The sequence below is a fragment of the Streptomyces sp. NEAU-sy36 genome (assembly GCF_013423905.1).
Classification (GTDB): Bacteria; Actinomycetota; Actinomycetes; order Streptomycetales; family Streptomycetaceae; genus Streptomyces; species Streptomyces misionensis.
On the sequence record NZ_CP058977.1, the window covers coordinates 5,406,225 to 5,420,452 of the forward strand.

At 73.5% G+C, this 14,228-nt stretch carries 7 protein-coding genes; 4 read left to right on the forward strand and 3 right to left on the reverse strand.

The window, feature by feature from the left end; genetic code table 11:
- Positions 1-1,821: an amino acid adenylation domain-containing protein gene (locus HZZ00_RS23630; protein WP_180328335.1), complete on the reverse strand. Its 1,821-nt coding sequence runs from the start codon at positions 1,819-1,821 to the stop codon at positions 1-3.
- Positions 1,818-7,853, reverse strand: a complete 6,036-nt coding sequence (locus HZZ00_RS23635; RefSeq protein WP_180328336.1) for a type I polyketide synthase — start codon at positions 7,851-7,853, stop codon at positions 1,818-1,820. The genes HZZ00_RS23630 and HZZ00_RS23635 overlap by 4 nt, the downstream gene beginning before the upstream one ends.
- 1,096 nt (positions 7,854-8,949) lie before the next feature.
- Between HZZ00_RS23635 and HZZ00_RS23640 the strand changes: the two genes are divergently transcribed.
- From HZZ00_RS23640 to HZZ00_RS23655, 4 genes are all read left to right on the forward strand, one after another.
- On the forward strand, positions 8,950-10,734 hold the full coding sequence (locus tag HZZ00_RS23640; protein WP_257585166.1) for a fatty acyl-AMP ligase: 1,785 nt from the start codon (positions 8,950-8,952) through the stop codon (positions 10,732-10,734).
- Positions 10,731-11,732, forward strand: a complete 1,002-nt coding sequence (locus tag HZZ00_RS23645) for a beta-ketoacyl-ACP synthase III (RefSeq protein ID WP_374028478.1) — start codon at positions 10,731-10,733, stop codon at positions 11,730-11,732. Before HZZ00_RS23640 ends, HZZ00_RS23645 begins: the two co-directional genes overlap by 4 nt.
- 218 nt (positions 11,733-11,950) lie before the next feature.
- Positions 11,951-12,493 carry an MOSC domain-containing protein gene (locus HZZ00_RS23650; protein WP_180328338.1) on the forward strand — a complete coding sequence of 181 codons (543 nt, stop codon included), beginning with the start codon at positions 11,951-11,953 and terminating at the stop codon, positions 12,491-12,493.
- A 14-nt stretch (positions 12,494-12,507) separates the two neighbouring features.
- Positions 12,508-13,047 carry a GNAT family N-acetyltransferase gene (locus HZZ00_RS23655; protein WP_180328339.1) on the forward strand — a complete coding sequence of 180 codons (540 nt, stop codon included), beginning with the start codon at positions 12,508-12,510 and terminating at the stop codon, positions 13,045-13,047.
- A gap of 46 nt (positions 13,048-13,093) precedes the next feature.
- On the opposite strand, the gene HZZ00_RS23660 is transcribed toward HZZ00_RS23655, so the two are convergent.
- Positions 13,094-14,149: an enoyl-CoA hydratase/isomerase family protein gene (locus HZZ00_RS23660; protein WP_180328340.1), complete on the reverse strand. Its 1,056-nt coding sequence runs from the start codon at positions 14,147-14,149 to the stop codon at positions 13,094-13,096.
- Between the last annotated feature and the right edge of the window lie 79 nt (positions 14,150-14,228).

Genomic DNA, 14,228 nt, shown 5'->3' on the forward strand with positions numbered 1-14,228 from the left:
TCAGTTGCCGCCGGAGGCGGCGCGGCCGCGCAGCGCGGCGCGGCGGACGGTGGCCCGGCGGCGGGCCGACTGCACGGCCTCGGGGGTGGCGCCGCTCTCGTCGTCCAGCCAGCGGCCGAGCGAGTGGATGTCACGGAAGCTGAACAGGTCGGGCACGCGGACCCGGCGGTTGAACCGCCGGGTCATCAGCCGGGCCAGCCGGACCAGCAGCAGCGAGTCGCCACCGAGGTCGTAGAAGGCGGCCCGGACGTCGATGCTCGCCGGTTCGAGGTCGAGCAGCTGGCCCCAGATCTCGGCAAGCGCCACCTCGGTCGGGGTGCCGGCGGGCGTCACCGGGCGCCCGGTGCCGGCGGCCGGCGGCTCGGGGAGCGCGGCGCGGTCGAGCTTCCCGCCCGGCGTCAGCGGGAGCGCGGGCAGCAGGACGATCGCCGAGGGGATCATGTAGTCGGGCAGCTCGGTGGCGAGCTTGCCGGTGACGGCGGCCTGGAGCGCGGCGTCCACCCGGACGCCGTCGGGCGCCTCGCCCTCGGGCACGACGTACCCGAGGAGCCTGCGGCCCCGTACGACGGCGGCGGCCTCACGGACCTCGGGGCAGCCGGTCAGCCGGGCCTCGACCTCCTCCAGTTCGATGCGGTGGCCTCGCACCTTGACCTGGTTGTCGGTGCGGCCGACGAACTCGAGTTCGCCGCTGTCGGTCAGCCGGACGACGTCGCCGGTGCGGTACATGCGCTCGCCGTCCCGGAACGGGTCGGGGACGAACCGTTCGGCGGTGGTGCGCGGCCGGTTGACGTAGCCGTGGGTGAGGCCGGCGCCGCCGAGGTACAGCTCGCCGGGCACGCCGGGCGGCAGCGGCTTCAGCTTCTCGTCGAGCACGTAGACCCGGGCGCCGTCGGTGGGCGGGCCGATGGTGGGCTCGTCGGTGCCGTCCTTCGGCACCGGTCCGAAGGTGCAGAAGACGGTGCCCTCGGTGGGTCCGTAGGCGTTGAAGACCCGGTCGGCGCCGGTCTCCTGGTACACCCGGTCGACCAGCTTGCGCCGCAGGGGTTCGCCGCCGAACACGACCGTGCGCAGGTTCGGGGGCAGGCCGCCGGCGTCCAGCAGGGTGTTCATCACGGAGGGGATGGCGTGCAGATGGGTGATGCGGTCGACGTGCGGGCTCTCGGGGAGGTGGACGGCGCTCTCCACGAGCACGACGGCGCCGCCGCGGCACAGCGCGGGGAAGATCTCCATCACGGACATGTCGAAGCAGATCGAGCTGGCCGCGGAGACGCCGCTGAGGTCGCAGCCGGCCAGGACCCGGTCCATCGCGGACAGCATGGCGACGCAGCCGCCGTGCCGTACGGCCACGCCCTTGGGCCGCCCGGTGGAGCCCGAGGTGTAGATCACGTAGGCGGTGTCGCCGGGCACGACCGGTACGGGCTTCTCGCCCGGCTCGGTCGTCACGGTCCCGTCCAGCACCACCATGGTCGGCCCGGCCGGGCAGTTGGCGCGGGAGGCCGGCGTGGTCAGCAGCAGGCGGGTTCCGCTGTCGCGGACCATGAAGGCCAGCCGCTCGGCGGGGTAGCGGGGGTCCAGCGGGACGTAGCAGGAGCCGGTGCGCAGGACGGCCAGGATGCCGGCGAGCAGGTCGGGCGTGCGCTCGACGCAGACGCCGACCGGGACGCCGGGACCGGCGCCCTCGGCGGAGAGCCGTTCGGCGAGCCGGCGGGACCGCTCGTCCAGCTCGCGGTAGGTCAGGACACCGGCGTCGGCGTAGACCGCGGTGGCGTCCGGGGTCCGGGCGGCCTGTTCGGCGAACTGCGCGTGCAGGGTCTGGGTCACTGGTCCGTCCCCTCGGACAGGCCGGCCGGCGCGATGGCGTCCAGTGCCAGGTCGGGTCGGGCGATCGAGTCGAAGAGCACGGTGCGGTAGAGGCTGAGCAGTGCCGTCACGGTCTGCTTCTCCAGGTAGCTCGGTTTGTACTGGACATGGCCGACCACTTCGCCGGAGATCTCGGCCATCGAGATCTCCAGGTCGAACTTGGCGAGGTGCCTGCGGACGGGCAGCGGTTCGAGCGGCAGGGCGCCGTCGGGTGCGATGGTGTCGCCGATGCCGTGGAAGAGCTTGACGGAGCGCGGGAAGGCGTCGGAGGACAGCCAGTTGAGCACGACGTCGAACCACGGGGAGCGGCCCTCGGTCCGCGGTGGCTTCAGGGTGGACGCCAGCAGGTCGAGGGGGTAGTTCATGTGCTCCAGCAGGCCGAGCGAGAACGCGTGGACCTCGTGCAGCAGTTCCCGGAAGGAGCGGTCGCCCGCGGGTTTCGCGCGCACCAGCACCGTGTTCAGGTAGTAGCCGATGGCCGACTCCCAGCCAGGCTCGCCGCGTTGGGCGATGGCGGTGGCGAGCACGGAGTCCTCGACGCCGGCCGCGCGGTTGAGGGTGGCGAAGAAGCCGGCCAGTGCCACGGTGCTGATCGACACGCCCTCGCGCACCGCGAACTCCCGCAGGACACGGGTCTCTTCCGCGCTCCAGCGGAAGGTGAGGTCGCGGCCCTCGTAGGTGACGCCGGGCGGGCGCTGTCCGGGGGACAGGTCGAGGCGGGCGGGCGGGTCGGCCAGCCGCTCGGCCCACCAGTCGAGGGCGGCGTCGGCGGCCGGGCCGGCCAGCCACTGCCGTTCCCACTCCACGAACTCCGTGTAGGGGGCGGCCGGTTCGCGGTCGGCGGGGTCGGCGCCCGCGTAGAACTCCTGGAGTTCGCGGATCATCACGTCGGCCGAGGCCGCGTCCGAGGCGATGTGGTGCACCAGGACCAGCAGGTAGTGGTCGGCGGGGCCGCGGGTGAGCAGCACCACCCGCACCAGCGGCCCGTTGTCCAGGTCCATGGGCAGGTGGCCCTGGACGGCCAGTTCCTCGCGGGCCTCTTCCTCGTCGAGGTCCGTGCCGTCCAGGACGACGAACTCGTACTCCGGTTCGTCGAGGATGACCTGGTAGGGGCTGCCGCCCGCCTCCACGAAGACGGTGCGCAGCGCGGGATGCCGCTCGATCACGGCGGACACGGCGCCTTCCAGGGCCTGTTCGTCCACCTCGGTGCGGATCCGGGCGGCCACCATGAAGTTGTAGGGCACGGCGTCCGGCGCTATCTGCTGCATGAACCACAGGGAGGCCTGGCCGTGCGAGGCCGGGGCGATGCGGAAGCCGAGTCCGGCTGCGCGCAGTTGGTCGAGCGCCGGGGCGTCGGTGGGTTCCAGCAGGCCGCGCACGGCCAGTTCCTCGACCAGTTCCCCGGCGTCGATCTCGGACAGCCCGTCGGGGAGGGCCGCCGCGTGCCCGGCCCCGGGCGCCGGCTCCGGCCGGGGGGCCGGGGCGGGCGGGGCGGGCGGGGCGGGCGGGGGCGGCTCGGCCGTCGCGGTCGCGGCCGGTTCCCGTGTGGCCTCGGTGAGGTGGGCGACGATCTCCCCGATGGTGCGGCCGTCGAGGAACACCACCGGCGACACCCGCTGTCCGAACAGCGACTGCACCTTGTTGACCAGGCGGATCGCCAGCATGGAGTCGAGGCCGAAGTCGCGCAGTCGCGAGTTTGCGTCGAGCCTGTGCTCGTCGACGCCGAGCACGTCGGCGATCTCGCCGACGAGGATCTCCTCGGGCGACCCGCTGTCGGCTGGGGCGGTCGCGGGCGTGGCCGCGGTCTGTGCCGCGGGTGCCGGGGCCGGGGCCGCGACCGCCTTGGGCGCCGCGTCGGCACGCGGCTCGACGTCCAACCAGAAACGTTCCTTCTGCCACTGCACGAGCGGGGTCTCGACGACCTCGACGTCGTCGGCGAACAGCGGGTCGAAGGTCAGCGGGATGCCCCTGACGAACAGCGACGCGGCGGCACCCAGCAGGCAGCGCAGGTCGCTCTCGCCGCGCCGCAGGGAGTTGACCGCGTGCACGGGGGTGCCGCGGCTCAGCGCGATCTCCTCGACCGCGCCGCGCAGCGTCTCGTGCGGGCCGATCTCCACGAAGGTGCCGACGCCGTCCGCGACCAGCGCGCCGATCGTCTCGGCGAACCGGACCTGGTTGCGCAGGTTGTGCAGCCAGTAGTCGACGTCGACGACCGGGTTCACCGTGTCGGCCAGGGCGGTGGAGTGGAAGTCGATGGTGCCGGCGGCCGGGGTGATGCCGGCGATGCGTTCGCGCAGCGGCTCGATCAGCGGGTCCATGCCGGGGCTGTGCACCGGTCGTTCGACCCGGATGTTCCTGGTGGAGACCCCCGCCCGCCGCAGCTCGGCCTCCAGGGCGCGGACGGCTTCGGGTGAACCGGAGACGGCCGCGCTGGTGGGGCTGTTGACCACGGCGATCGCGGCGTGCTTCGCGTACGGGACGAGCCACGGCAGCAGGTCGCGCTCGGGCAGGTCGACCGAGATCATCGCGCCGGGGGCCGCCTTGCGTTCGAGAAGGTGCGAGCGGGCGACCACGACGCGGGCGGCGTCCTCCAGGGACAGCGCCCCGGCCACGCACGCGGCCGCGACCTCGCCGAGGCTGTGCCCGACGACGGCGGCCGGCTGTACCCCGAGCCCGAGCCAGACCTTGGCCAGCGAGACCTGGAGGGCGAACAGGACGGGTTGCTGGAAGTCCATCTCCTCGAACCGGGCCGACTCCTCGGGCGCGTCGAGCTGTTCGAGGACGGAGCAGCCGCCGGCCGCGCGCACCGCGCTGTCGCAGGCCCGCATCCAGGTGCGGAACCCCTCGTGGGTGCGCATGAGTTCACGGCCCATGCCGACCCAGTGGGTGCCGCCGCCGGAGAACACCAGCACCACGCGCCGGTCGCCGGTGCCGGTGACCGTGCCGGTGACGACGTCCGGGTGCGGCCGGCCGGCGGCGACCCGGGCGAGGCCGTCCAGGACCTCCTGCCGGTCGCGGGCGAACAGCGCCACCCGGTGGTTCTGCGGGGAACGCCTGGTCGCCAGGGTGTAGGCGAGGTCGGACACCCGCAGGCCCGGGTCGCGTTCGACGTGGTTGGACAGTTCCCGGCAGGTGTCGGCCAGCGCGGCGGCCGAGTGCGCCGTGACGGGCACGAGGTACGGCCGATCGTCGGCCGCGGGGGCGCTCCGGCGGGGGGTGACGTGGCGTCCCCGGTCGCCCGCGAGGAACGGGCTCGCGGTGACGGGGTGCCCGGCGGCGAACAGCGCGCCGAGCGAGCCCAGCAGGGTCCAGGCCTCGTCGGTGCCGCGGCGCAGCGAGGGCAGGGTGGCGGCGCCGAGGATCTCCGTCACCGACTTGAGCAGCACGGGGTGCGGGCTGAGTTCGATCACCGCGTCGATGTCGTGGTCGCGCAGGGTGGTCAGGGCGTCGACGACCCGGATCTCCCGGCGCAGGTTGTCCGCCCAGTACTCCGGTCCGAGTTCGGCGCCGTCGACGCGTTCGCCGGTGACCGTGGAGATCATCGGGATCCGGGCGGTCCGGGGCGTGAGGCCGGCGAGTTCGGCCTTGAGCGGGGCGAGGACGTGGTCGACCAGCGGGGAGTGCGGGGCGTGGCCCATCCGCACCCGGTGGGTGGTCAGGCCCTCGTCGGTGAGCCGCTGGACGAGGTCGTCGATCTCCTGCGGGGTGCCGGTGACCAGCGTGGAGTTCGGGCCGTTGTGGCCGGACACCGTGAGCTGCCCGGTCAGGTACCGCCTGACGGCGTCGGCGCCGGTGGTGACCACGATGCCCTCGCCGCGCCCGACGGCCAGCTGCTGGAGGAGCCGGCCGTGGCAGGCGGCCAGCCGGGAGGCGTCCTCGAAGTCGAGGGCACCGGCGACGTGGGAGGCGGCGAACTCGCCGACGCTCTGTCCGACGACCACGTCGGGCTCCACGCCCAGCGAGCGCCAGGCGTCGGCCAGCGCCACCTGCATGCAGAACAGCAGCGGCTGGAAGACGTCCATGTCGTCGAGCCGCCCGTCGGGCGCCAGCATCTGGTCGACCAGCGAGAAGCCCAGCAGCTCCCGCATCCGTTTGTCGGAGCGCATCATGGAACGGCGGAACACCGGCATCCCGGCGAGCAGTTGCCTGCCCATGCCGACCCACTGCGAGCCGTTTCCGGAGAACAGGAACGCCACCCTGGGCCTGCGTTCGCCCCGTCGGCCGACGCTCAGCCCGGGCGCCGCCGTACCGTCGGCGAACGCGTCCAGCTGTGCCCGCAGCTCGGTCATGTCGCGGGCGGCGGCCGCGAGCCGGAAGCCGCCGTCGCCGGGCGGCCGGCCGCTGATCGCACGCAGGTCGTGCTCGTCGCGCAGCGCCCGGGCGCGCTCGGCCAGCGCCTGCGGCGAGTCCTCGGCCAGCAGGACGAGGGAACCCTCGGGGCGCGGCAGTTCCTCGGCGACGACGTGGCAGATGGCGCCGCCGAAGCCGAACGAGCTGACTCCCCCGCGGCGCGCGTCGGACCGTCGCGGCCACGGTGTCAGCCGGTCCTGGACGGTGAGGCCGTACTCGTCGAAGAGGATCTGCGGGTTGGGGGTGGCGTAGTGCAGGCTCGGGGGCAGCACCCCGTTGCGGATCGACAGCGCGAGCTTGACCAGGCCGACGATGCCGGCCGCGGCCTCCAGGTGACCGACGTTGGACTTCACGGAACCGAGCCGCAGCGGCACCGGGCGGTCACCGCCCAGGACCGCGCCGATGGCGTTGGCCTCGATGGGGTCGCCGAGCGGGGTCGCGGAGCCGTGGCACTCGATGTAGTCCACGAGGGACGGCGCGATGCCGGCCCGCCGGTAGGCGGTACGGAGCATCAGCTCCTGCGCCTGCGGGTTGGGCGCGGTCATGCCGTTGCTGGCCCCGTCGTTGTTGGCCGAGCTGCCCTTGATCAGGCAGTACACCGGGAGTTCGCGTTCGAGCGCCACGCTCAGCGGGGCGAGTACGACGACACCGGCGCCCTCGCCGCGGACGTAGCCGTCGGCGCGGGCGTCGAAGGTCTTGCAGCGGCCGTCCGGGGCGAGCGCGCCCATCCGGTCCATGGCGGTGTAGTAGTCGGAGACGAAGCTCAGGTTGACGCCGCCGGCCAGCACCAGTTCGCTCTCGCCCATCCAGATCGACTGGCAGCCCAGGTGCACCGAGACCAGCGATCCGGCGCAGGCTGCGTCGATGGCCATGCTCGGGCCCTGGAGGCCGAGGACGTAGGAGACGCGGTTGGCGATGATGCCGTCGTGCATGCCGGTCGCGGTGTGCGGGGTGATCTGGCTGTCGGGGCCGCGATAGTGCGCGAGTGCCGCGTAGTCGCCCCAGCAGGAGGCCATGAAGACCCCGGTGTCGCTGCCGACGAGGCCCCGGGGCGCGATCCCCGCGTCCTCCAGCGCCTCCCAGGCCAGCTCCAGCACAAGGCGCTGCTGCGGGTCCATCTGGACGGCTTCCCGGGGCGAGATGCCGAAGAACAGCGGGTCGAACCGGTCGATGCCGTCGATGAACCCGCCCCAGCGCACGCTGTCGCGCAGGAGTGCGCGGCGCTCGGCCGGCACCGGTCCGACGGCGTCGCGGCCCTCGGTCAGCAGCCGCCAGAACGCGTCCGGGTCCGGGCCGCCCGGGAAGCGGCAGCCGATGCCGACGATCGCGACCGGCTCCCGCGCCGCCGTCCGGCGGTCGGTGACCGGTGTGCTGGTCTGGGTGGCCCGGGGACCGTCGATGAGCGCACGGCTCAGTTCGTCGATGGTCGGGTACTGCCACATCCAGGTGACGGGGACCTTCCAGCCGAGGAATTCGGAGAGCGAGGCGGCGAGCGCCGCGGCTTTCACCGACTCCAGGCCGTACTGGTGCATCGGGGCCCAGCGGTCCACCGCGTCCTTGGACACGTCCAGCAGCTCGACGACGCGAGAAAGCAGGAAGTCTGTGACGGCGCGCGCAGTGGGCGCTCCGCGCTCATGGGGCATTTCGCCTCCTCGGCAGGGCGGATGGAAGGGGCCGGTGGACGGCGCCGTCGTCGGATCGGCGGTCCGGGCACGCGAAACGGCGGGGGGAGGGGGTGATGCGGCGCACGCATGCGGCGGCGCCGGTCAGCGCGGCCGGGGTCGGCGGCGCTCGGGAGAAGGCCGGTCAGAGCCCGAAGGGACCGGCCGGGGAATGGCTCACCACGCAGAGGTCAAAGCTGTTGCTCTTGACGCCGAGAAACGGCATCCGAGTGAAGGCGCGACTGCCGGAATACCCATGATTGCAATGTGACTGCCCTCGTTGAGTCATCCTGACCGAATCACCTGACGTACTGATTCGGAATCACTGCCCGGCAGTCCACCCGCCGAGTACGTCGTCCGTCTCCTGTCACGGCCACTGCCGACGGGCGCAAGGATCCGCCATACCCAGACGGATCGGATTACGAGGTGCTCGCCCGATCGGCGAACGTCAGACTGCCATCCTGTGAAGGGCGAGACAAGAGTGACCGGGCGGACCTCAGGTGCACTGGCAAGAATTGATGCCCCCGTGGCCGGTTCACTCTTGTCGGTGACTTGCCGACTGCTTGCCGTTCGCTTGCCGCCGACCGACGGCCGCCGACGGCCGGTTCCCGGTCGGCAGAACGTCGTACAACCGGATATATCGTCCCACCCCTTGGCGTCGGCGCGAAACCGACGACACCGACGCTCCTTCTTTTCCCATTATGGGCGGACAATTCCCTTATCTCCCTAGTAATTTCACCAAATGACCGTGGATACAGTCGATGTGACGGCAACTTCGACCGCCGCGGTCCGGTCGCTTCTCGCGCACTCCAGGGAAGTCCCGGGGAAATCTCCACGGAAAGGACACGTCATGGACCGTCGAACGCGTGCGTCATGGCCGCTCGTGACCATGGACCTGGAACACCCGTCGCGTCCCGCCGGGCCGTACCGCGATACGGAATGCCACCCGCAGCCGGTTCCGAGCATCCCGGAACTGCTGGCCGCGGTCCTCACCCCTTTCTCCGCGCATTCCGCCCCCCTCACCGCGACGACATGCCCGCCCAGGGTGAATTCCGGGCCGCACAAGGAGATATGACACGTGAACACCACCGGACTCGATCCGCATGCGGACGAGGTGCGCACCCTGCCCGACGCCCTGCGGCTGCGCAGCGCCAAGCAGCCCGACGAGACCGCCTACGTCTTCCTGCGCGACGGCGAGGAGCCGGAGTCCGCGCTCACCTACCGCGCGTTGCACGAGGCCGCCCGCGACCGGGCCGCCCGCCTGGCCGCGGCCGGGCTGTCCGGCGGCCGGGCCGTGCTGCTGTACCCGTCCGGGCTGGAGTTCATCCGCACCCTGCTGGGCTGCATGTACGGCCGGGTGGCCGGCGCGCCCGTGCAGGTCCCCCGGCGCCGCGAGGCCGTCCGGCGGCTGCGGCGGATCGCCGACGACGCGGGCACCACCACCGTGCTGACCACCACCGCGGTCCGTGCGGAGATGTACGAGCGCTTCGGCGACCTGCCGGACCTGGCCGGGCTGACCCTGCTGGCCACCGACGCCCCGGACCCGGTGCCCGGGCCGGGCGTCCTGCCCGAGCCGCCCGGGCCCGAGGACATCGCGCTGCTCCAGTACACCTCGGGCTCCACCGGCGACCCCAAGGGCGTCATGGTGAGCCACGCCAACTTCCTGGCGAACGTGGCCGAGACGGACGAGCTGTGGCCCTGCGAGCCCGACGGCACGGTGGTCAACTGGCTGCCGCTCTTCCACGACATGGGCATGCTCTTCGGCGTCGTGCTGCCGCTGTGGTCGGGCATCCCGGCGTACCTGATGGCGCCCGAGTCCTTCATCCGCCGGCCGGCCCGCTGGCTGGAGGCCATCGCCCGGTTCGGCGGCACCCACGCCGCGGCGCCCAGCTTCGCCTACGAGCTGTGCGCCCGCGCCGCCGCCGACGGCGCGACGAGCGGCGTCGGCGACCTCTCCCGCTGGCGGGTGGCCGCCAACGGCGCCGAACCGGTGCGCTGGCCCACGATCCAGGCGTTCACCGCCGCCTTCGCGCCGCACGGCTTCCGGGCCGCCGCCATGTGCCCGGGCTACGGGCTGGCCGAGAACACCCTGAAGGTGACGGGCGACAGCCAGGACCGGGAGCCCACCGTGCTGTGGGTCGACGCCGGGGCGCTGCGCGAGGGCGCCGTACGGCGGGTCACCGACACCGCCGGGGACGCGCTGCCGCTGGTGAGCAGCGGGAGCACGGTCGGCACCACCCGGGTGCGGATCGTGGACCCGGACTCCCGGCTGCCCCGGCCGCCCGGCGAGGTCGGCGAGATCTGGGTCGACGGGCCCTGCGTGGCGGGCGGTTACCGCGACCGGCCCGAGGAGAGCGAGGCCACCTTCCGGGCCCGCGTCGAGGGCGGGGACGCCCGGCCCCATCTGCGCACCGGCGACCTCGGCTTCCTGTACGAGGGCGACCTGTACGTCACCGGGCGGCTCAAGGACGTCATCATCCGCCAGGGCCGCAACCACTACCCGCAGGACATCGAGCTGTCCGCCGAGCGGGCCGTGCCCGGGCTGCACCCCAACTGCGCCGCCGCGTTCTCCGTGGACGACGGCGTGCGGGAGCGGCTTGTCGTCGTCCTGGAGGCGGACGGGCGGGTGCTGCGCTCGCCGGGGGCGGACGCCCTGCGGGAGCGGATCGGCGCCGCGGTCCGGGAGGACCACCGGCTGGCGGCCGACGAGGTGCTGCTCGTCCGGCGCGGCGCGCTGTCCCGGACGTCGAGCGGCAAGGTGCAGCGGCGGGCGTGCCGGGCGCGCTATCTGAACGGCGAGCTGGCCGCCCTGGCGGCCGGGCGGACGCCGGCGACCGCCGCCGCCCGTGGGCGGGAGGCGTGATGGCCCGGCTGCGGCTTCCCGATCCGCACCCCGGCTCCCGGATCCTCGGCATCGGTGTCTACCGGCCGTCGCGGGTGGTGACCAACGAGGAGATCTGCGCCCGCATCGACTCCAGCGACGAGTGGATCCGGCGGCGCTCCGGGATCGTCAGCAGGCGTTTCGCGGGCCCGGACGAGACCGTGATCACGATGGCCGTGGAGGCGGCGCGCAAGGCCATGGCGCAGGCCGGCACCGATCCGGACGAGATCGGCATGGTGCTGGTGGCCACCATGTCCTTCCTGGAGCAGTCCCCGGCCGCCGCGCCCCGCGTCGCCCATCAGCTGGGCGCCCGGGCGGCGGGCAGCCTGGACATCGGCGCCGCCTGCTCCGGGTTCTGCTACGCGCTGGGACTCGCCGACTCCCTGGTCCGCTCCGGGGACGCGCGCGCGGTGGTGGTGGTCGGCTCGGAGCGGATGAGCGACATCGTGGACCCGCGGGACCGCGGCACCGCCTTCCTGTTCGGCGACGGCGCGGGGGCGGTCGTGGTCGGCCGGTCCGAGACCCCGGGCATCGGGCCGGTGGTGTGGGGCTCCGAGGGGTCCCGGCACCACATGATCGCGCATGACCGCGCCTGGCCCCCGGTGGGCGAGACGCCCCGGGCGGGTGCCGCGCTGCGGATGGCGGGTCCGGAGGTGTTCCGCTGGGCGACGCGGGTGATGCCGGAGGTGTCCCGTGAGGCGCTGCGCCGGGCGGGCCTCGGCGTCGCCGACCTGGCCGCGTTCATCCCGCACCAGGCCAACGCGCGGATCGTCGACGCGGCCGCGAAGTCCCTGGGGCTCGCCCCGCACACGGTGGTGGCCAGGGACGTGGTCACCTCGGGCAACACCTCGGCCGCGTCCATCCCGCTGGCCATGGAGGAGTTGCTGGCCCAGGGCAGGCTCGCCGGCGGCGACCCGGCCCTGCTGGTCGGCTTCGGCGCGGGACTGGCCCATGCGGCACAGGTGGTGACGCTGCCCTGACCGGGCGCGCGGTTCCGGGCCGCCGGTTCGGGAGGCCCGAAGTCCCCGGTCCGGCGGTGCGTCCGGACGCGCGGCGCACCGCCGGACCCCGCCGGGCGCGAACTCCTCACCGGCACCGGGGAGTCCACGTGTGCGGGCCGGTGTCCGGGATCGACGCCGTCGCGGATCGCGGCATCCGTTAGGCTCGTGAAGTACCCCGGCGAGGAGGAGGACCGCACATGGGCGGATCGGTGACGGCGGTCAGCAGCAACGGCACGTACTCGTTCTCCAAGCCGAACCGGGCGAGCATCACCCTGCTCGCCGGGCTGGGCGTCGAGGGCGACGTGCACGCGGGCGTCACGGTCAAGCACCGCTCGCGCGTGGCGCAGGATCCGACGCAGCCGAACCTGCGCCAGGTCCACCTCATCCAGGAGGAACTCTTCGACGAGGTGCGCGCGGCGGGTTTCGAGGTCGCCCCGGGCGAACTCGGCGAGAACGTCACCACCCGCGGGCTCGACCTGCTCGGCCTGCCGGTGGGGACCCTGCTGCACCTCGGCGCCGAGGCGGTGGTCGAGGTGACCGGCCTGCGCAATCCCTGCCTTCAGATCGACCACTTCCAAGGCGGCCTGCTCAAGCAGGTGGTCGGCCGCGACGACCTCGGCAATGTCGTGCGCCGGGCCGGGATCATGAGCGTCGTCAGGGCGGGCGGCGTCGTCCGCCCCGGCGACCCGGTGGAGGTGGAACTCCCCGAGGGTCCGCACCGCCCGCTGGACCGGGTCTGAGCCGGCCGGGCCCCGTGTGGCTGCGCGACGTCTCGCCGGACGACGTCGACGCCTATGTCCGCATGCGGTGCGATCCCGTCATGATGGCCGACCTCGGCGGTCCGCTGCCGCGGGCGGGGATGGCGGACAAGGTGCGCCGGGACGCCGCGGAGGCCGCGGCGGACCGCGCCTGGCTGAAGATGATCGTGCCCGATCCGGACCGGCCCGATGTGGTGGCGGGGACGGTGACCCTGTGGGCCCACGACGGCGGTGACGGGCCGATGTCGGAGATCGGGTGGATGGTCCTGCCCGAGTTCCAGGGCCGGGGGCTGGGCAAACGCGCTGTCCGCGCCCTGCTGGAACAGGCCCGTGACCAGGACCGCTGGGGCCTTGTGCACGCCTTCCCGGCGACCGGCAACGCCGCGTCGAACGGCATCTGCCGCTCGGCCGGCTTCCGCTTGCTCGGCCGGACCCGCACCGCCTTCGCCGGCCGTGTCCTCACGACCAACCACTGGGTCGTCGATCCGGCGCGGGACCTTCCGGCCGGCCGTGCCGCGTTGCCCGGCGGAGGCTGAGACCGCCCCCGCCGGACGTGGTCTCCCGCTCGGGTGCGCGGGCTCCCTACTGCGGTGCGGCGAGCCCGAGTTCCCGCTCGCCGAGCGGGGCGAAGAAGCGCTCCACGTCGGCGTCGGCGACCTCGGCGAGCGTCGCCGGCGACCAGCGGGGGTCGCGGTCCTTGTCGATGATCCGGGCACGCACGCCCTCTACCAGGTCGTGACTGGCCAGGGCGGCGCAGGAGACCCGGAACTCCTGGTCGAGGACGGCCTCCAGGGACCCGAGCCGCCGGGCGCGGCGGACGGCGGCCAGGGTGACCTTGAGGGCGAGCGGCGACCGGGTGCACAGGGTCTGCGCCGCCTCCTTCGCCTCGGGGCTGCCGTGGTCGAGCAGCCGCCCGACGATCTCCTCGACCGTACCGGCGGCGTAGCAGGCGTCGATCCACTCCCGCTGCGCGGCCAACTCCCCCGGCGGCGACGGCCGTACGTGCCGGGCGAGGGCGTCGGGTACGGGCATCACCGCCAGGTCGTCCACCAGGCCGGCGAGGGCCGCGGAGGGCACGTGGTGATCGGCGAGGCCGCACAACACGGCATCGGCCGCCCCGATCTGATCCCCCGTCAGCGCGAGGTGGGTGCCCAGTTCGCCGGGGGCCCGTGCGAGCAGACGGGTGCCACCGACGTCCGGCACGAAACCGATGCCCGTCTCCGGCATGGCGATCCGCGAACGCTCGGTGACGATCCGGACGCCGCCGTGCGCGGAGAGACCGACACCGCCGCCCATCACGATGCCGTCCATGAGGGCGACGTACGGCTTGGGGTAACGGGCGATGCGGGCGTTGAGACGGTACTCGTCCCGCCAGAACGCGGCCGAGGCGCTGCCGTCGCCGTCCCGGGCGTCGTCGTGGATGGCGCGGATGTCGCCGCCCGCGCACAGCCCGCGCTCCCCGGCGCCGGACAGGACCACCGTCTCGACGCCGGGATCGTGCTGCCAGGCGGCGAGCGCCGCGTCGATGCGCCGCACCATCGCGTGGTCGAGGGCGTTGAGCGTCCTGGGCCGGTTGAGGACGATGTGCGCGGCCCGACCGGCGGTGCGCAGCAGCACGGGTGCCTCGGTGCCGTTCATCCGGTGGCCGCCGTCAGGTCGCGGGCCGCGATGTCGTACATGATCTGGTTCCTTCCGGGTTCCGGGGGCGCGGGGCCGC

What these genes read in the sequence shown, in the direction of transcription:
- HZZ00_RS23650 (WP_180328338.1), top strand. Translation starts at nt 11,951, where the DNA reads ATGGGCGGATCGGTGACGGCGGTCAGCAGCAACGGCACGTACTCGTTC.
- HZZ00_RS23635 (WP_180328336.1), bottom strand. Translation starts at nt 7,853, where the DNA reads ATGCCCCATGAGCGCGGAGCGCCCACTGCGCGCGCCGTCACAGACTTC.
- HZZ00_RS23660 (WP_180328340.1), bottom strand. Translation starts at nt 14,149, where the DNA reads ATGAACGGCACCGAGGCACCCGTGCTGCTGCGCACCGCCGGTCGGGCC.